16 protein-coding genes and 1 tRNA gene are annotated in these 17,646 nt (G+C 60.5%); 15 read left to right on the forward strand and 2 right to left on the reverse strand.

All coding sequences use genetic code 11. The features are described 5' to 3' along the window. The first annotated feature begins 192 nt into the window (after window positions 1–192). The 8 genes from pgaA to GKKCFE_RS26690 all read left to right on the forward strand — a co-directional run bounded on the left by pgaA (window position 193) and on the right by GKKCFE_RS26690 (window position 9,905). Complete coding sequence (gene pgaA, locus GKKCFE_RS26655) at window positions 193–2,673, forward strand: poly-beta-1,6 N-acetyl-D-glucosamine export porin PgaA (protein WP_107321439.1); 2,481 nt, start codon at window positions 193–195, stop codon at window positions 2,671–2,673. A gap of 12 nt (window positions 2,674–2,685) precedes the next feature. Further along, window positions 2,686–4,683 (forward strand): poly-beta-1,6-N-acetyl-D-glucosamine N-deacetylase PgaB, encoded by a 1,998-nt coding sequence (gene pgaB / locus GKKCFE_RS26660; RefSeq protein WP_160891509.1) that lies wholly within the window; start codon window positions 2,686–2,688, stop codon window positions 4,681–4,683. Between the two features lies 1 nt (window position 4,684). Continuing rightward, window positions 4,685–6,040: a poly-beta-1,6-N-acetyl-D-glucosamine synthase gene (pgaC, locus tag GKKCFE_RS26665; protein ID WP_076383117.1), complete on the forward strand. Its 1,356-nt coding sequence runs from the start codon at window positions 4,685–4,687 to the stop codon at window positions 6,038–6,040. Continuing rightward, complete coding sequence (pgaD, locus tag GKKCFE_RS26670; protein ID WP_047230322.1) at window positions 6,037–6,540, forward strand: poly-beta-1,6-N-acetyl-D-glucosamine biosynthesis protein PgaD; 504 nt, start codon at window positions 6,037–6,039, stop codon at window positions 6,538–6,540. Before pgaC ends, pgaD begins: the two co-directional genes overlap by 4 nt. A gap of 342 nt (window positions 6,541–6,882) precedes the next feature. After that, a complete protein-coding gene (locus tag GKKCFE_RS26675; RefSeq protein WP_445577302.1) occupies window positions 6,883–7,443 on the forward strand; it encodes a YbhB/YbcL family Raf kinase inhibitor-like protein in 561 nt (186 codons plus the stop codon). A gap of 134 nt (window positions 7,444–7,577) precedes the next feature. Further along, on the forward strand, window positions 7,578–7,751 hold the full coding sequence (locus GKKCFE_RS26680; protein ID WP_171061296.1) for a hypothetical protein: 174 nt from the start codon (window positions 7,578–7,580) through the stop codon (window positions 7,749–7,751). Window positions 7,752–7,790: 39 nt separating this feature from the next. Continuing rightward, window positions 7,791–9,104, forward strand: coding sequence for an MFS transporter (locus GKKCFE_RS26685; RefSeq protein ID WP_139048760.1), 1,314 nt, complete (start codon window positions 7,791–7,793; stop codon window positions 9,102–9,104). Window positions 9,105–9,173: 69 nt separating this feature from the next. Continuing rightward, a complete protein-coding gene (locus tag GKKCFE_RS26690; protein ID WP_047230319.1) occupies window positions 9,174–9,905 on the forward strand; it encodes a hypothetical protein in 732 nt (243 codons plus the stop codon). 8 nt (window positions 9,906–9,913) lie between these two features. On the opposite strand, the gene GKKCFE_RS26695 is transcribed toward GKKCFE_RS26690, so the two are convergent. Further along, the gene (locus GKKCFE_RS26695) at window positions 9,914–10,792 is read right to left on the reverse strand and encodes a LysR family transcriptional regulator (RefSeq protein WP_076383114.1); all 879 of its coding nucleotides are present in this window, start codon (window positions 10,790–10,792) and stop codon (window positions 9,914–9,916) included. Window positions 10,793–10,899: 107 nt separating this feature from the next. Here GKKCFE_RS26695 and GKKCFE_RS26700 point away from each other — a divergent pair, with 107 nt between their 5' ends. From GKKCFE_RS26700 to GKKCFE_RS26730, 7 genes are all read left to right on the forward strand, one after another. Next, the gene (locus GKKCFE_RS26700; protein WP_445577303.1) at window positions 10,900–11,901 is read left to right on the forward strand and encodes a zinc-dependent alcohol dehydrogenase family protein; all 1,002 of its coding nucleotides are present in this window, start codon (window positions 10,900–10,902) and stop codon (window positions 11,899–11,901) included. A 173-nt stretch (window positions 11,902–12,074) separates the two neighbouring features. After that, window positions 12,075–12,656 (forward strand): hypothetical protein, encoded by a 582-nt coding sequence (locus GKKCFE_RS26705; protein WP_339492579.1) that lies wholly within the window; start codon window positions 12,075–12,077, stop codon window positions 12,654–12,656. Between the two features lie 99 nt (window positions 12,657–12,755). Then, complete coding sequence (locus tag GKKCFE_RS26710) at window positions 12,756–14,417, forward strand: vWA domain-containing protein (RefSeq protein ID WP_047226754.1); 1,662 nt, start codon at window positions 12,756–12,758, stop codon at window positions 14,415–14,417. 169 nt (window positions 14,418–14,586) lie between these two features. Then, window positions 14,587–15,159, forward strand: coding sequence for an RNA polymerase sigma factor (locus tag GKKCFE_RS26715; protein WP_047226755.1), 573 nt, complete (start codon window positions 14,587–14,589; stop codon window positions 15,157–15,159). Further along, complete coding sequence (locus GKKCFE_RS26720) at window positions 15,156–15,776, forward strand: hypothetical protein (protein WP_445577304.1); 621 nt, start codon at window positions 15,156–15,158, stop codon at window positions 15,774–15,776. Before GKKCFE_RS26715 ends, GKKCFE_RS26720 begins: the two co-directional genes overlap by 4 nt. Before the next feature lie 138 nt (window positions 15,777–15,914). Then, complete coding sequence (locus GKKCFE_RS26725; RefSeq protein WP_445577305.1) at window positions 15,915–16,649, forward strand: hypothetical protein; 735 nt, start codon at window positions 15,915–15,917, stop codon at window positions 16,647–16,649. 67 nt (window positions 16,650–16,716) lie between these two features. Next, on the forward strand, window positions 16,717–17,175 hold the full coding sequence (locus tag GKKCFE_RS26730) for a PIN domain-containing protein (RefSeq protein WP_439125355.1): 459 nt from the start codon (window positions 16,717–16,719) through the stop codon (window positions 17,173–17,175). 196 nt (window positions 17,176–17,371) lie between these two features. Here GKKCFE_RS26730 and GKKCFE_RS26735 read toward each other — a convergent pair. Continuing rightward, window positions 17,372–17,448: transfer RNA gene (locus tag GKKCFE_RS26735), tRNA-Arg, on the reverse strand. Window positions 17,449–17,646: the final 198 nt, after the last annotated feature.

Here is a 17,646-nt window from a genome sequence, read left to right on the forward strand (position 1 = left end):
GCGCACAGGCCGGTTTTTTTTGCCCGCGAAAATCTGCATCGATTCTGAAGAATTATGGCGTTTTGGAAGAAGCGCGGCCCGAGGGTGCAAAACTAGGCCCATTAGAGCTTGGCTGGATTCCTTTGATCCGGCTTCCTGTTTGATGGGCAAGGGGGCACTGCGACCCGGCTGGCCATGTAAGGATGCTGACGAATGCCGCGTACTGTGGGTCCCTTTATTCAATGTGGTTTGCGCCCGTTGTTTCGCCTCGCGCTGTGCAGCCAATTGTGCTGGCCGGTGCTGGCGTTTGCCGATACCGCCTATGACCAGATGGTGCATGACGCTCGCGCCGGCCATTACACGCCTGCATTGACCGCCTTGCGCCAGGTCCCGGTCGATCAGGCCAGCACCGCGCAAATCAGTGACCATCTGCAGATTGCCAGCTGGGCCGGTTTTGATGCCGAGGTGGTGAAAGTCTATGAAGCCCAAGGCCGCTATCGCGACCTGCCCGTTGCGGCGCTGACTGCAACGGCACGTGCCTATCGCAATCTCAAGCGTTGGGACTCGGCCACCGCGCTCTATCGCCAGGCTTTAATCGTCGAACCTCAGAATCCCCATCTGCAACTGGGTCTGGCCTTGACCCAGGCCGACGCCGGTAAACCCGACGAAGCAGTCAGTCGTGCCAGGACCATGGTTGCAGCCAAACCTGAGGACCCGACGCGTCGACTGGCCTTGGGTTATGCCCTGACCCGTGCCAACAGTCCACATGAGGCGCTGTTCGAATACGACCAGGCCTTTACCCGCGCCGGCAACAATCTCGAGGTCGCCCGCGAATACATCATTGCGCTGCAACGTGCCCGCTTGCCTGAGCCGGCCTTGCGCCTGGCTCGTCTGCAACCCGGGTTGATCGATCAGGGCGTGCAGCGGCGACTGGAGGGCGATGTTGCGGCTGAACGGGTGCGTCTGGCGGACATGGCGAGCCGCAGCGAGAAGGATCGCTTCGTTATCGCAGACCGCGCCCTGGCCGATTACGACAAACTGCTCGCCACCTGGACTCCGGTGGCCGAGGCTCATGACGATGTACTGCGCTGGCGCATCGACCGCATCGGCGCCCTGAACGCCCGTGCTCGACGAGCTGAAGTGATTGCTGAATACCAAAGGCTGCTCGCCGAAGGGGTTGCCATTCCCACTTATGCCTTGCGCTGGGTGGCGTCCTCCTATCTGGAGCAGCGTGAACCGGAGATTGCCGTCGATCTGTACCGCCGGGTACTGACGGCACCTGATGCCGATCCGGCGGACCGCTTCGAAGACAGCACCGCGCTCTACTACGCACTGCTGGAAAGTGAAAAATCCGAAGAGGCCCGTGCCCTGGCTGAAGACTTGGCCAAATCCCAGCAACCACGCGTCGAGCTCAAGGGGCTGCCCATCGGCAACCCCAATGACGAGTGGATGGACGCACAACAACTCGCCGCTCAGGCCGGCACATATGGCGCCGACCTGCCCACCGCCGAGACGCGTCTGGCGACCCTGGTCAATCAAGGCCCCGGCAACATCGGGTTGCGACTGGCCCAGGCTGATCTGTACCAGGCCCGGCAATGGCCGCGACGTTCTGAAAGCCTGCTCAAGGAAGTCGAGACCACGACCCCGCGTAACCGTGAGCTGGAAGTCGCCCAGGCCCGCGCCGCCATGGATCTGCAGGAGTGGCGGCAGATGGACGCGCTGACCGATGACGTGGTCGCCCGGTACCCGGAGAACGCCCACGTCAAACGCCTGCAACGCCAGCGCGAAGTGCACGACATGGCCGAACTGCGTATCGAAGCCTACACCGGCAAGAGTTATGGCGGCGGCAGCGGCGATGCCGGTGCAGTCACCGGTAGTCGCGACTTCGGCATTGAAACGCTGCTCTACAGCCCACCGATCAATGAAGACTGGCGGCTATTCGGTGGCGTCGGTTACGCCACCGGCGATTTCGAAGAAGGCACCGGCCACCATCGCTGGCAGCGTCTGGGTGTGGAGCGCCGCACCCGTGACATGACGCTGGAAGCGGAAGTCTCCAACCACTCTTACGGCTCCGGTGACAAGCAGGGGGCACGCCTGGCCGTGGCCCGGGACATCAACGATCACTGGCAGTACGGTGGCAGCCTGGATTACCTCTCGGCCGCGACCCCGCTGCGGGCGCTCAACAGCGGTATTCGCGCCAACGGCGGCAGTGGTTTCGTTCGCTGGCGTGCCCATGAAAGCCGGGAGTGGCAACTGGCGGTCAGCCCATCGCATTTCAGTGACGGTAACAACCGTCTCGAAACCCTGCTCACCGGTCGCGAAGGCATTTACAGCGCTCCGCGGCTGCAAGTGGAGCTGGGCCTGGAAGTGGGTGCCAGTCGCAACAGCGGCTCTGACGAAGTCCCCTACTTCAACCCCAAGTCAGATCTGAGCGTCATGCCGACCGTCAGCGCCAATCATGTGTTGTACCGCCGCTACGAAACGACGTGGAGTCAGCAGTTCCAGGCCGGCGCCGGTACCTACAGCCAGCGCGACCACAGCACCGGTGCCATGGGCCTGCTCAGCTACGGCCAGCGTTTTATCTGGAACGACGTGCTTGAGGCAGGTGCCGCACTGAGTTGGCTCAACCGCCCCTATGACGGCGACCGCGAAAGCGATCTGCGCCTGCTTGTCGACCTCACCTACCGCTTCTAGAAGAGTTTGAAGATGCCTGTCATTTCGCGATTCATCCTTCTGCTGGGGGTCTTGCTGATCAGCGCTTGTGCCCAGCAAGCCCCGGCGTTCACACCGCCCTCACAGCGCCCGCTGGCGGCCAACGACGCCCCGTGGCCGAAAAACCATGTGCTCGGCATCGCCTATCACGACGTGGAGGACCGCGACCCCGACCAGGCGCTCGTGGCCGTGCGTACCGAACGCCTGATCGAGCAATTGGCTTGGCTGCGGGAAAACAACTACCAGCCGGTCACCGTGGACCAGATCATCACCGCTCGCAACGGTGGCCCGGAACTGCCGCCGCGGGCTGTGCTGTTGAGTTTTGACGACGGTTACTCAAGCTTTTACACCCGCGTCATGCCGATCCTGCGCGCCTATAACTGGCCGGCGCTATTGGCCCCGGTCGGTAGTTGGATCGACACGCCGTCGAACCAGCCGGTGGACTTCGCTGGAGTGCCGCGCAAGCGCTCCGAGTTTTTGACCTGGGAGCAAATTCGCGAGGTCTCGAAATCGGGCCTGGTGGAAATCGCCGCCCACACCGACGCCAATCACAAAGGGGTACTGGCCAACCCGCAAGGCAACCTGCAACCGGCGGCGACGACCCGGCGCTACGATCCCGCCACCGGTCGCTATGAAAGCGAAGCTGATTTCCAGGCTCGCCAGCGCAAGGACGTGGTGGCCATTTCCGAGAAGATCCGCAAGGTCACCGGCTACAGTCCGCGCGTGTGGGTCTGGCCCTACGGTGCCGCCGATGGCACCGCCTTGCAGGTGATTGGCAGCGAAGGCTACCAAATGGCCCTGACTCTGGAAGATGGTCTGGACAGCCTCAATAACCTGATGAGTGGCCCGCGTTTTCTGGTGGCCTCCGATCCGGATGGTGCGCACTTCGCCGAGAGCGTCGTCGGCGTGCAGACCATGGACCCGTTGCGGGTGGTCCATGTCGACCTGGATTACGTCTATGACCCGGATCCTGTGCAGCAGGAAGCCAATGTCGGCAAGCTGATCCAGCGCATTTACGACCTGGGCGCCAACACCGTTTTCCTGCAAGCCTTTGCCGATCCGAAAGGTGATGGTCTGGTGCATTCGCTGTACTTTCCCAACCGTCATCTGCCGGTACGGGCCGATCTGTTCGATCGGGTTGCGTGGCAACTGAAAACCCGGGCCAACGCCAAGGTCTTCGCCTGGATGCCAGTGCTCAGTTTTGGCCTGGATTCGAAACTGCCCCGCGTACAACGTTGGGACCCGGAAACCGGCCGCACGGGTGTGGACCCGGATCAGTACGTACGTTTGTCGCCCTTCGACCCGAGCGTGCGGCGGGTCATCGGCGAAATCTACGAAGACCTGGCACGGATGAGTTCGGTGGACGGCGTTCTGTACCACGACGACGCCGTGTTTTCTGACTTCGAGGACGCCGGCCCCGCCGCCCTGAAAGTCTATGCCGCCAACGGCCTGCCGACGTCCATCGCCGCCCTGCGGGACGACCCAGCGGCGATGCAGCGCTGGACTCGTTTCAAGAGCCGCTACCTGATCGACTTCACCCACGAGCTCACTGCCAAGGTCCGCGCGATTCGTGGCCCGCAGGTGCTGACAGCGCGCAATATTTTTGCCGAACCGATGCTCAATCCCGAAAGCGAAGCCTGGTTCGCCCAGAACCTGGACGACTTTCTTGGCGCCTACAACTGGACGGCCCCGATGGCCATGCCGTTGATGGAAAAGCAGACCCGCGAGCAATCCGGTCCCTGGCTTGAGCGCCTGGTGGAGACCGTCAAGGCCCGCCCCGGTGCGCTCAAGCGCACGGTGTTCGAATTGCAGGCCCGTGACTGGCACAGCAAACCGGTCAGCGACATCGACGGCGAACAATTGGCCGAATGGATGGGACGCCTCAAGCGTTCAGGCGTGACCAGTTTCGGCTACTACCCGGACAACTTCATCGAAGACCAGCCCGCTGTGAAAACCGTGCGGCCGGCGCTCTCCAACAAGTGGAATCCTTGACATGCTCGACAGACTGCTCGCCCTGCTGGTGCTGGCGATCGTCCTTGGGGTGCCCCTGGGCCTGATCTTCCTGGTCACCGGGCAATTCCTGATGGACTTCGTGTTCTTTTACCCGCTGTTCATGTCCGGGCTGTGGATCGCCGGCGGCCTGTATTTCTGGCTGCACTGGGAGCGTCACTGGCCGTGGAAGGACGACACCCTGCCGCCGCCGCTGGCCGGGGAACCGCTGATCAGCATTCTGATTCCGTGCTTCAACGAGGGCGACAACGTCGCCGATACCATACACGCCGCGCTGGGCCAGCATTACCCGAACATCGAGGTCATCGCCATCAACGACGGCTCGAAAGACAACACCGCGCAAGTGCTCGACCAACTGGCGGCTGATGACCCGCGCCTGCGCGTGCTGCATCTGGCGGAAAACCAGGGCAAGGCGGTGGCCCTGCGCATGGGCGCCATCGCGGCGCGCAGTGAATACCTGGTGTGCATCGACGGTGATGCGCTGTTGGCACCCAACACTTGCGCCTACCTGGTGGCACCGATGCTGGACAATGCCCGCCTCGGTGCAGTGACCGGTAATCCGCGTATCCGTACTCGTTCGACTTTGATCGGCCGGGTGCAGGTTGGCGAGTTCTCCTCGATCATTGGCTTGATCAAGCGTACCCAGCGCGTCTTCGGGCGGATCTTCACCGTCTCCGGTGTGATCGTCGCCTTCCGTCGTACGGCCCTGCACCGGGTCGGCTACTGGAGCCCGGACATGATCACCGAAGACATCGACATCAGCTGGAAGCTGCAACTGGACCACTGGAGTATCTTCTACGAACCCCGTGCCCTGTGCTGGATCCTCATGCCCGAAACCCTGCGCGGCCTGTGGCGGCAGCGCCTGCGCTGGGCCCAGGGCGGGGCCGAAGTGCTGTTCAAGAACATCCGCGGCATCTGGCAATACCGCCACCGCTACCTGTGGCCGCTGCTGTTCGAATATTGCCTGTCCACCGGTTGGGCGTTCACGTTCCTGCTGTCGGTGATCTTCTGGGGCGCCGGTAAATTCGTCGAAATGCCAGCGGCCATCGCGGTCGATCACCTCATGCCACCGGCCTTCACCGGGTTGCTGTTGGCGGTGGTGTGCCTGATGCAGTTCGCGGTGAGCATCCTGATCGATCGCCGCTACGAAAAAGGTTTGTGGCACATCATGTTCTGGGTGGTGTGGTACCCATTGGTGTTCTGGCTGATCAGTCTGTTCACCACCTTGGTGAGTTTCCCGAAAGTGCTGTTCGGGCAGCATCAGAAACGCGCGCGCTGGGTCAGCCCGGATCGCGGCATCAAACCGTTCGATGACGAAGAAGAGGAAGTGATCCGATGAAAATTATCAGGACCCGACAAAGACCTTTTCTGGTGGTCATCGATGCGCTCTTTACCGTGCTGGCGTGGCTGGGGCTGTTGTATCTGTTGGTCAACGGGCTCTGGCCCCTGTTTGACAGCCAGGCAGGCCCGCGCCTCGGTGGCTCGCTCATGGACACGCTCGGGACGTTGCAGATATATGGCTGGATCGCCTTGGTCAACGCGGTGATCCTGATTACCTGGGCGCGCTATCAGCAGCGCAAAAGCCGCAGCTTCGCCCAGCGTCGGCTGCCAGCGCCGGTGGTGGACGATCAAAGCTTGAGCGAAAGCTTCAAATTGACCGACGCGCGTCTGGACACGTTGCGCCGGCCCGGCTCCAAGATCATCCATAACAACCAGGACGGTGATATCAGCCACGTCGTGGCGCATTTCCATCTGCTGAGCCCGGAACTGCAACCGCCGCCACTGGCACCGCTGGAAAGGCCCCGGGTGATTCACCTGCCGGTCGATCACTCGGTGTAAGCGCTGCCGCAGGCTGTGATTGTTGATCTTGTTGCTTTCCAGTTCCTCGGAGATTTCCTTCAAAACGCCGCGCTCGCTCCCACAGAGTACGGTCAGCACAAATCAAAATGTGGGAGCGAGCCTGCTCGCGATAGCGGTATTTCAGTCAACATGGATGCCAACTGAACCATCGCCATCGCGAGCAGGCTCGCTCCCACAGGGGATGGGTGATGTCGCGAATCACGGTCAACGCAGATCGATGTGGCGGATTCGAAGTTCATCGTAATTGTCACTGAAACCTGGCAGGCGCTGCGGCTATAGTTCGCAGGCCGTCCATGGCCTGATCTGCATAAGGTGCCCGGTATGACTCGATCGACTTCCCTTACTCCCTGGCTGGCGGCCATCGCCCTCGTGCTGTGCGCACAAGGGGCGGCCCAGGCTCAGGAACGTTTCACCCTCAGCATTCCAGGTGTGTCGGATAACCGGCTGTTCACCGCGGCGGCCGCCAGTGACGCCAACAACTGCGGCGGTAAGAACATTTCCCCGGCCTTGAGCTGGACAGCTGGCCCGCCCGGCACCCTCAGCTACGCCATTGTCATGCACGACCCGGACGGCCAGAAAGGCCAGGGCGTCGACCACTGGGTTCATTACGGCATCAAGGCCAGCACGCGGCATATTCCGACCGGCATGGGCACCCAGTCCGCCCTTGAAGGCGTAAGCGGCACCAACAGTAAAAACACCCGCGGCTATATAGGCCCTTGCCCACCTATCGGCGACAGCGCTCACCATTACCTGATTCAGATATACGCGCTCGACCTGCCCCCGCACGCCTTGCCAGCCGGCCTCACACGCCCTCAACTGATGGAAAAAATCAACGGTCACGTCTTGCGCAACAGTAGCGTAGTGCGTCGCTACCACCGCTAACCCAAGCAACAGCTCCCTGTGGCCAGGGAGCTTGCTCCCGCTGGGTCGGGCAGCAACCCTCAACCACAAAATTGGCATCACGCGCCAAAAGCGAGCACTATCGAGCCCCTGTTCATTCATACCGGAGGATGGCGATGACGCAGAAACCCGACGGCATCGCCCGCCTCAAGAACTGCCCCACCAAAGGCGACGAAATACGCCGGGCCATCGCCCAGAGCCGCAAGGATTTCCTGCCTGCTGAAGAGGCCGAAGACGCTGAGCCAGACCAACCACCGGCACAGCCCATGGACGACGGCCAAGACGCCTGAACCGTCCTTCTCAAAAACTTTTCTTGTTTAAATCTGCCCATGACTGCCACAACTCATCTGCCAGACGCCCGATTCAGCCGATCCGACTACAAAACCCTGGGCCTCGCCGCCCTGGGTGGCGCGCTGGAAATCTACGACTTCATCATCTTCGTCTTCTTCGCCCTGGTGCTCAGCCAACTGTTCTTCCCGCCGCAAATGCCCGAATGGCTACGCCTGTTGCAAAGTTTCGGGATTTTCGCCACCGGCTACTTGGCACGACCCCTGGGCGGCATCCTCATGGCGCACTTCGCCGATCGCCTGGGGCGCAAGCGGGTGTTCAGCCTGAGCATCCTGATGATGGCCTTGCCTTGTCTGCTTATCGGCGTGATGCCGACTTACGCGCAAATCGGCTATTTCGCCCCGTTGTTGCTGCTGGCGCTGCGCATCCTGCAAGGCGCGGCGGTGGGCGGCGAAGTACCGAGCGCCTGGGTGTTCGTGGCCGAACATGCACCGCTGCGGCATCGCGGCTACGCGCTGGGTTTCCTCCAGGCTGGTCTGACCTTCGGCTATTTGCTGGGCGCCCTGACCGCCACGGCGCTGGCGCAGATATTCACTGCAGCAGAAATTCTCGATTACGCCTGGCGCTTGCCGTTCCTGCTGGGCGGGGTCTTCGGTGTAATCGGCGTCTGGCTGCGCCGCTGGCTGAGCGAAACGCCGATCTTCATGGCCCTGCAAGCCAAGCGCGAAGGCGCGACGGAACTGCCGCTACGCACTGTGCTGCGGGACCATCGCCACGCCTTGTTGCCCGCCGCCATCCTCACCTGCGTGCTGACGTCCGCCGTGGTGGTGTTCGTGGTCATCACCCCGACCGTGATGCAAAAAAGTTTCGGCATGACCCCTAGTCACACGTTCGCTTTGAGCAGCCTGGGCATCGTCTTCCTGAACATCGGCTGCGTTCTGGCCGGCCTCATCGTCGACCGCATCGGCGCCTGGCGCACTGTCATGCTCTACAGCCTGCTGTTGCCGATGGGCATCGCCGTGCTCTACGCCAGCCTGATCAGCGGCGGCGCCTGGCTGGGCCTGGCCTACGCTGTGGCGGGCCTGGGTTGCGGCGTGGTCGGTGCGGTGCCATCGGTGATGGTCAGCCTGTTTCCGCCGAAAATCCGCGTGTCCGGCATCTCGTTCACCTACAACATTGCCTATGCCTTGTGGGCCAGCGTGACGCCTTTGGTGCTGATCGCACTGGTGCCGTGGAGCCCATGGGTGTGCGTGGGGTATTGCGTGGTGATGGGCGCGGTGGGTGTGGCTGCGGCGGCGTATTTTCCCGCCCGGCATTCGAAGACCGCGCAGGCCTCGTTGGCCTGTGAATCGTAAGGACTCTGCCCCAGGTGCACGACTACACTCATGAATGACCCCGTTTCCAACTCGAGGAGGACGGCCATCATGAAGGCGCACAAGCACGACCTGCTGGAACAAGTCCTGATTGCCCACGGCGGTCTCGAGCGCTGGAACACTTTCAACACTGTCCAGGTCACCCTTGTGACCGGCGGTTCGTTGTGGGCCATGAAGGGGTTAACGCAAGACAATGCTCCACGGCAGATGACTGTCTGGCTGCATGAACAGCGCGCCTCGGTCATGCCGTTCGGTGCGCTGAACCAGCGCACCGCCTTCACGCCTGATCGCATCGCCATCGAAACCACCGAGGGCAAAGTGATCGCTGAGCGTTCGGACCCCAGGGCTTCGTTCTTCAAGCACGAGCAAACCACTCCGTGGGATCCGCTTCACCGTGCCTACTTCAATGGATATGCGCTCTGGTCCTACCTGACCATGCCGTTCCTGTTTACTTTTCCGGGTGTCACCAGCCAGGAGCTGGAACCCTGGAAGGAAGGTGGCCAGGTCTGGCGCCGCTTGCGGGTGAACTTCCCGGACACCCTCGCCACTCACTGCCCGGTCCAGGACTTCTACTTTGGCGATGACTATCTGCTGCGCCGGCATGATTACACCGTGGACGTGAGCGGTGGCCTGCCGGCGGCCCAGTATGTGGAGGACTACATCAAGGCCGATGGGCTGTGCATGCCCAGCAAGCGCCGGGCGTATCGGCGGGATGCGGACGATCAGGCGGTGGAGGGGGAATTGCTGGTGGCGATTGATATCAGTCAGGTTCGTTACGCATAACCGGCTGCTCAAAGACGCTCGCGCAGAAAATCCACAAAGGCGCGAGTTCTTGCCGAGCGGCGCCGGTCTTGGCTGAACACGGCGCTGATGGGCAGCGCTACGGGTTGATAAGCCTCCAGCAGGCTGGACACGGTTCCCTGGCGAACATCCGCGGCGAATAACCACTGCGGTGAAAGCGAAATGCCCAGCCCGCTAAGAACCATCTCGCGAATTGCCTCGCTGCTGTTGCTGGTGACATTACCCTTGATCGTCACGCGGTGCTGTTTGTCCTGCTGGTCGAAACGCCAAACGTCGTAATGCTCCAGCAGCGTGAAGCCCAAGCAATTGTGGCGGGCAAGATCCGCCGGCTCCAGCGGGGTGCCGTGTTGTTGCAGGTAGGCGGGAGCGGCATACACCCGGCGCGGACTATCGCCGAGGGAAACCGCGACCAGCCCTTCGTTTTTCACCACGCCGATACGAATGGCGACGTCGATGTTTTCTTTCAGCACATCTTCATTTTGGTCGTTCAGTTTCAGGTCGATGTGAACCTGTGGATGGCGCGCCAAAAACTCCCTCATCAAGGGCGCAATGCACAGCCGCCCGAAACTCACCGGGGCGGCCACACGCAAAGGGCCGGCGATCTGCTCCTGGCCACGGGTGAAACTGAGCCGGGCCGTGTCGAGGCTGCTGAGTATTTCCTTGCTGTGGATATAGAAGCGCTGGCCTTGGTCGGTCAGCGCGAGATGGCGAGTACTGCGGGCAAACAACGCACCGCCAAGGTGTTGTTCCAGCGCGCGGATCTGCTTGCTGACCGCTGGTTGACCCAGGTTCAGCTCCCGGGCGACCGCCGAGAACGAACCGCGCTCTACCACTCGCACGAACATCTGCATCGCGTCGAATAGATCCATCTGGATTTGGCCTCTGGTTGGAATAAATCCTATCCATAGTTGCTTACTTATCGGAATGCGTCGACGGCCGCAACATGTAATTACCCACTCATTGGAGGTTTACCGTCATGAACAACACCATGTTCGCCGCCATTGCCCAAACCGCTCAGGCTCCGCTGGTCGTTCGCCACATCCCCCGGCCTGTTCCCGGCAAAGGACAGGTATTGATCAGGGTTCACGCCGCAGGGATCAATCCTCTGGATACCAAGATCGCGGCAGGTGGCGGCGCTCATGCCCGCCAGCCGCTGCCCGCCGTACTGGGCATCGATCTGGCCGGAACAGTCGTTGAGCTGGGAGAGGGCGTGCACGATTTCGCCCCCGGCGATGACGTGTTCGGCATGGCCGGCGGCATCGGCGGCGCCCAGGGTGCGCTGGCCGAATACATTGCCGTCGATGCTCACCTGATTGCGCTCAAGCCCGGTTCGTTGAGCATGCGCGAAGCGGCAGCCTTGCCATTGGTCTTCATCACCGCCTGGGAAGGGTTGGTAGACCGGGCAAATGTTCGGGCCGGCCAACAAGTGCTGATCCACGGCGGCGCGGGCGGCGTCGGTCAAATGGCCGTGCAAATTGCCAAGGCCCGCGGCGCCGAGGTCTATGCCACCGGCTCGGCCACCAGCCTGGATTTCATCCGTGAACTGGGCGCGACCCCTATCGACTACCGGGCGCAAGACACTGACAGTTATGTGGGCCTGCACACCGATGGCGAAGGTTTCGACATCGTTTACGACACCGTCGGCGGCTCGACACTGGATGCGTCCTTCAACGCAGTGAAAACCTATACCGGCCACGTACTCAGCTGTCTGGGCTGGGGACAACACAGCCTGGCACCGTTGTCGTTCAAGGGGGCGAGTTATTCCGGGGTGTTTACCTTGATGCCGTTGCTGACCGGCAAGGGGCGCGAGCACCATGGTCGGATATTGCGCGAAGCGGCGGCTTTGGTTGAGGCCGGGGTACTGCGCATCAAGGTAGACCCACATCGGTTTGGCCTGGGAGACGTGAATGAGGCGTTTGCGCAAGTAGCGCAGGGGCGTGGGCAAGGGAAGACGGTGGTAGAGATGGCGGGGGAGTGACGCTGGTCTGCAACTGTTATCCGGAAACCGCACCCATAAAATCGCCCCGGTCTGCAACGGCCGGGGTTTTGTCGCCATCCGCTGCCGCCAAAACTTGAGAACCCGTCCAAACTCCGTAGAATGCCGCTGCCACTATGCCACTATGCCACTACCTTTCAGGGACGAATTCAGACATGCGAGTTTTTGCCATATTCCTGGCCCTCTGCCTTATGGCGGGCTGTGCCTCCAAACCCGATTACTATGTCTCCGCCACTCCGGTAACGATTCCCAAGACCGCCACCTTCTGGATCGACACTTTCGACGTTGAAGTCGTAGGCAAGAACGATCGCTTTTTGCCTGACGAAAAGGTCCGTGAGCAATTGCACACCGACCTGATCGGCCGCCTGCTCGAGGACAATCGCTATGCCTCCAGCAAGGAAGCTGCCGACTATCTGCTGGACGTCAACAGCGTCTACGCGCGACGTATTCAAGACACCCAAGGCGGCTTCATGAGCAAAATCGTTGCCGATGGCACGTTCCTCGCCAGTGTCGATTTCAGCTATCAGGTCAAGGTGAAGAAGGCCGGCGCCGAGGTTTTGCACTTTGCCCAGGCCCGTCAGGGGCTGATGCCGGGCGGCGCGATCGGGCAATTTCAGAACATGAGAAGCATGGTGGGCGCTCTGACCAACAGAGGTAACTCGGATGTCGAAGGCTTTTACACCGGCCAACTGAGCCGCTTTATCGCCGACGACCTACGGGCCATTCCGTCCCGTTAGGCATGCTCGCATATTAAAAATCTCGTGGTCGTTAACCCGAACCACGAGTGCCTCGCGTCTGACCCTGTGAACGGATCATTCATTCACGAGGTTCAACCCATGTCCTGTCCTCCTTCATTCCTACGTCCTGCTGCCCAGGGCTTCGCCGTGACCTTGCTGGTGGCATTGGCCGGTTGTGGGTTGTCTTCGTCCCGGGAGGCTGCCACGCCGGCCGAACCACCGTCTGCGTCCCCCGCCCCGGTGCGGCAAAGCGAAGTTGCTAACGTGCGCGAGCCTCTGGTCAAGCGCATGGCCGCCCCGGCTTCGATGCCCTCGCCAAGGGTGAGGACCGATGCTGTCGCGGGGGATTACCGCGCCGAGCCCCGCGAGCAGTATGAAAAACTGCAGGACAATCCTATTCATAGTGTTGCCCAAACGCCGGTCTCGACCTTCAGCGTCGATGTCGATACCGGCAGCTACGCCAATGTGCGACGTTTCCTCAATCAAGGTAGCCTGCCGCCCGAAGGCGCCGTGCGACTGGAGGAAATGGTCAACTATTTCCCTTACGACTATGCCTTGCCCACCGACGGATCTCCCTTCGGCGTGACCACTGAAGTAGCCCCGTCGCCATGGAACCCTCACACGCGCCTGTTGCGTATCGGCATCAAGGCGAGCGATCGCGCCGTGGCGGACCTGGCGCCGGCCAACCTGGTGTTTTTGGTGGATGTTTCCGGCTCCATGGACCGACGCGAGGGCCTGCCGCTGGTCAAGAGCACCCTGAAGTTATTGGTGGAGCAATTGCGCGAGCAGGACCGGGTGTCTCTGGTGGTGTACGCCGGCGAATCCCGAGTGGTGCTCAAGCCGACCTCGGGCCGCGACAAGGTCAAGATCCGCAACGCCATCGATCAGTTGGACGCCGGCGGTTCCACCGCAGGTGCGTCGGGTATCGAGCTGGCCTATCAGATGGCTCAGGAAAGCTTTATCGACAAAGGCATCAACCGCATCCTGCTGGCCACCGATGGTGACTTCAATGTCGGCGTCAGTGACTTCGACAGCCTCAAGCAAATGGCGGTGGACCGGCGTAAAAGCGGTGTATCCCTGACCACGCTGGGCTTCGGTGTGGATAACTACAATGAACACCTGATGGAGCAATTGGCCGATGCCGGTGACGGCAACTACGCCTACATCGACAACTTGCTTGAAGCGCGCAAGGTATTGGTGGACCAGCTCAGCTCTACCCTGGCGGTGGTGGCGCGGGATGTGAAGTTGCAGGTGGAGTTCAACCCCGCTCAGGTCAGTGAGTATCGGCTGTTGGGGTATGAGAACCGCGCGCTCAAGCGTGAGGATTTCAACAACGACAAGGTTGATGCGGGCGAAATCGGCGCCGGACACACGGTGACCGCGTTGTATGAAATTGTTCCGAAAGGCGAGCAGGGCTGGCTGGAACCGTTGCGTTATGCGAGCACACCTAAGCTGGACGGCAAGTCAGGTGAGTTGGCGATGCTACGCGTGCGCTACAAGCCCGTTGAAGGCGGGAGCAGTCGATTGATCGAGCATCCTGTCGCCAGCACGCAAAAAAATGACAAGGCCAGCGACGACTTGCGCTTCTCGGCCGCTGTGGCCGCCTTCGCCCAACAGCTCAAGGGGGATGGCCGCTACACTGGGACGATGAGCTTGAAGGACACCGCGCAATTGGCCCGTTCCGCCCGGGGTGATGATCCGTTTGGGCTGCGTGCCGAATTTGTCCAGTTAGTGGAACTCGCGCAGAGCCTTGAGCGCTGATCCTGACCACGACGAGGATCAAATGTGGGAGCGAGCCTGCTCGCGATAGCGGTGGATCGATCACGATCATCATTGACTGATCCGACGCAATCGCGAGCAGGCTCGCTCCCACGGTATTCTCTTGTCGCCTGCCAGAACTGTGTTAACCGCAAAGGAGTTCGTCACCGACATGCCCGCTCCGCATGATTGTCCCAGCGACGAATCGCTGCTGGCCCGCTACCGCGATGGCGACGGGGCGTGTTTTGAAGTCCTGTACGCCCGCCATCGACAGGGGCTATATCGTTTTCTGGTGTCCTTGAGCAACAAAGCCGAACTGGCCGAGGAAGTCTTCCAGGACACTTGGCTCAGCCTGATCCGCAGCACTACCCAGCCACAAGGCCGGGCGAGTTTTCGTACATGGTTGTTCCAGATTGCCCGCAACCGCTTGATTGATCACTGGCGCAAACACGGTGTCCGCAACCCGCTGCACGACAGTTACGACGAACAGGTTCATGTCCAGCCCGACGACACCAGCAACCCCGAACAGCAGTTGAGCCTGAGTCGCGATCAGGCCCGCCTGGACGCCGCGTTGCAAGCCTTGCCCGAAGACCAGCGCGAAGTCTTCCTGCTGCGACTGCACGGCGACCTGGAGCTGCCGCAGATCGCCGCCCTGACCGGCGCCCCGCTGGAAACGGTAAAAAGCCGCTTGCGTTACGCCCAGCAGAAATTGCATCGACTGCTGGCCGAGGAGGTACCCGCATGATTGATTCCAAACACACCCCGGACCCCGATGACGAAATGCTGATCGAGCATTTTCGCCAACACACCAGCGGCGAACCGCCCGTGTCCCTGGACGCTTTCATCCTGGCTGCCGCCCGTCGCGAAGCCCCGACGCCTACCCCCAGTCTGTGGAAGCGCTGGCTACAGGCCTGCCAACGGCCGCGTTGGCAGATGGCATTCGCCACGATTGCCGGTGTCGCGTTGATGATCGGTCTGGTGGTTCGCTTGCCAGTACCTCAGAGCGACCTGTCTGCGCCAGCTCCGATGGAGTTTTCCGCCAATCGACAGGAGTCCGCAGTCGCCGCCGCACCGCCGCCCGCCATGTCCGCTCCCGCGCCGATAGCTCGCATGGCAGCACCCCAGGGCGAAATCGCTCAAGCCCCGGCAAGCGCTGACCAGGCCCAGGCGGAAAAGCCTGCGGCGAAAATGAGCAAACGCGTGCCCGCTGCACGGCCGTCGCTGGAGCAGGAACTGCTGGAAATCCTGCGCTTGCGCGAGGCGGGTGAGGACAAGGCTGCTGATGAAAAGCTGCTGGCGCTGCATCAGCGCTTTCCCGAGGAGGACTTGCCGGCGCGGTTGGAGGCGTTGCGCAAGCGTTGAGCGGAACCAACGCATACAAAAAACTCCCGGTCATAAGGCCGGGTATTGGAACATTACTGATCCTAAAAAGCTGAAGGGGCACTTGCCAGGCGGTCGACACTTGGGAGTGGGTTACAAATGCAGGCATAGCAGGATCACATGAGCGGAACTATACTCGCCAGCATGAAAAAGCTGATGCTCGAACTCGACGGAACCGACCCAGGCAAGCTCTCAATGGCTCGCTTGACGGATTATCTGTGTGAGCTCGCTGAGCTTTTCGGCTCGCAAGATAATGTTCATTTTGACTCTGTCACTGAAGGCTGTGTTTGCCTGAATACGTGGGTGGAGGATGAGAAGTATCCCCACGTCTTGAACCGGGTGCGGGAGGCCGCTCAGGGAGTTGGCCCCAAGCGCGCACGAAAAGCTTACCTGCAGCTATCTGCACTGATGGAGCAAGATCGAGTGGATGGTGTCTTGCAAGCTGCGGATGCGAACATTCTTCAGTTTCCAAAAGCCAAGGCCGCTCCGCCTCCCATGATTGTCATCAAGCAGGGTAGCGTCCAAGGCCGCCTTTATGTGGTAGGAGGGAAAGACGAGACCGTTCCTGTTCGGCTTGAGGGCGCTGGCGGCGAAACTCTTCTTTGCGAAGCCGATACAGCATTGGCTGAACAACTGGGCAAGCTGTTGTTCAAGTACGTCCGCGTCCATGGAAAAGGTGAGTGGGAAAGTCGGCCGCATGGTGGCTGGCGACTGCGAAAAATGTTCATTCAATCCTACGAGAAACTTGAAAAAACCTCCTTGCGTAGTGCGGTTACCCAGCTCAAAGAGCTCGGTGGGATCACCTGGAGCGAGATGGATGATCCTCATGGAACGATTCAGGACCTAAGGGGATGAGGTGCGTATAGTTCTCGATACCAACGTTCTCGTCCAAGCCTTGGGAAATGCAAAGGACGGTATAGTCTTGGTTGATCCCGCCACTGGTCACAATATTGATAGGCCGGAGGCTAGGGCTGAGGCCCTAATCGAATTAGTCGATTCAAGAGGCGGGACGGTGCTGATTCCAACACCTGCATTGGCTGAGTATCTGGTCGGCATTGATCGGAATTTTCATCAGAGCCACCTCGATGTCATAAACGGCTTCTCGTGTTTCGAGATCGTATCGTTTGATCAGATCGCTGCGGTCGAATGTGCCCGTATGGTCGATGACAGTGAACTGAAGGTGCTCGATCCGGCAGCAACGAAAGCCAAGTTACGCTTTGATCGCCAGATTATTGCTACTGCTCTCGCAACCAACGCTGATGAAGTGTGGACTCATGATGCGGGGCTTTATTCCAAGGCTCAGAAGTGCGGGCTTGTAGTGAAGTCATTAGGTGATGTTGAGCCAGCCCCTGAGCAACTTGAGGTCGATCTCGACCACTGATACCTGCCAATGACGGGTTTCACGGGGAGGGCCCTTTCCCTATTGCATTAGCAACACAGCCCCTGTCGGTTGATGCGCTTCGGTGCTGATACTGCTCAGGGTTTTTTATTGGCTGAATTTTCCCCTTACAGGTCCTGGAGGGCTTGCCACAAAAAAAGCCCCAATCCGTAAGGACTGGGGCTTTTGATTCTGCAGATGGTGCACCAGGCGGGATTCGAACCCACGACCCCTGCCTTCGGAGGGCAGTACTCTATCCAGCTGAGCTACTGGTGCGACGCGGGCGCCATGATACTCATATGCAATGCGGGCGTCCATGCTGCTGATTTGCCGGTGTTTTCATAAGCATAGGCGGGCATGGGCTACGCTGATCAGAAAAAGCAGGCAAATTCAGGTTTTTCGTTCTTTTTTTCGAACAGCCTATTGTCCTTCCCCCCCATCGGCCCTAGGATTCGTTTGAGATTTCAAACGCTC

The organism is Pseudomonas sp. E141 (assembly GCF_052659885.1).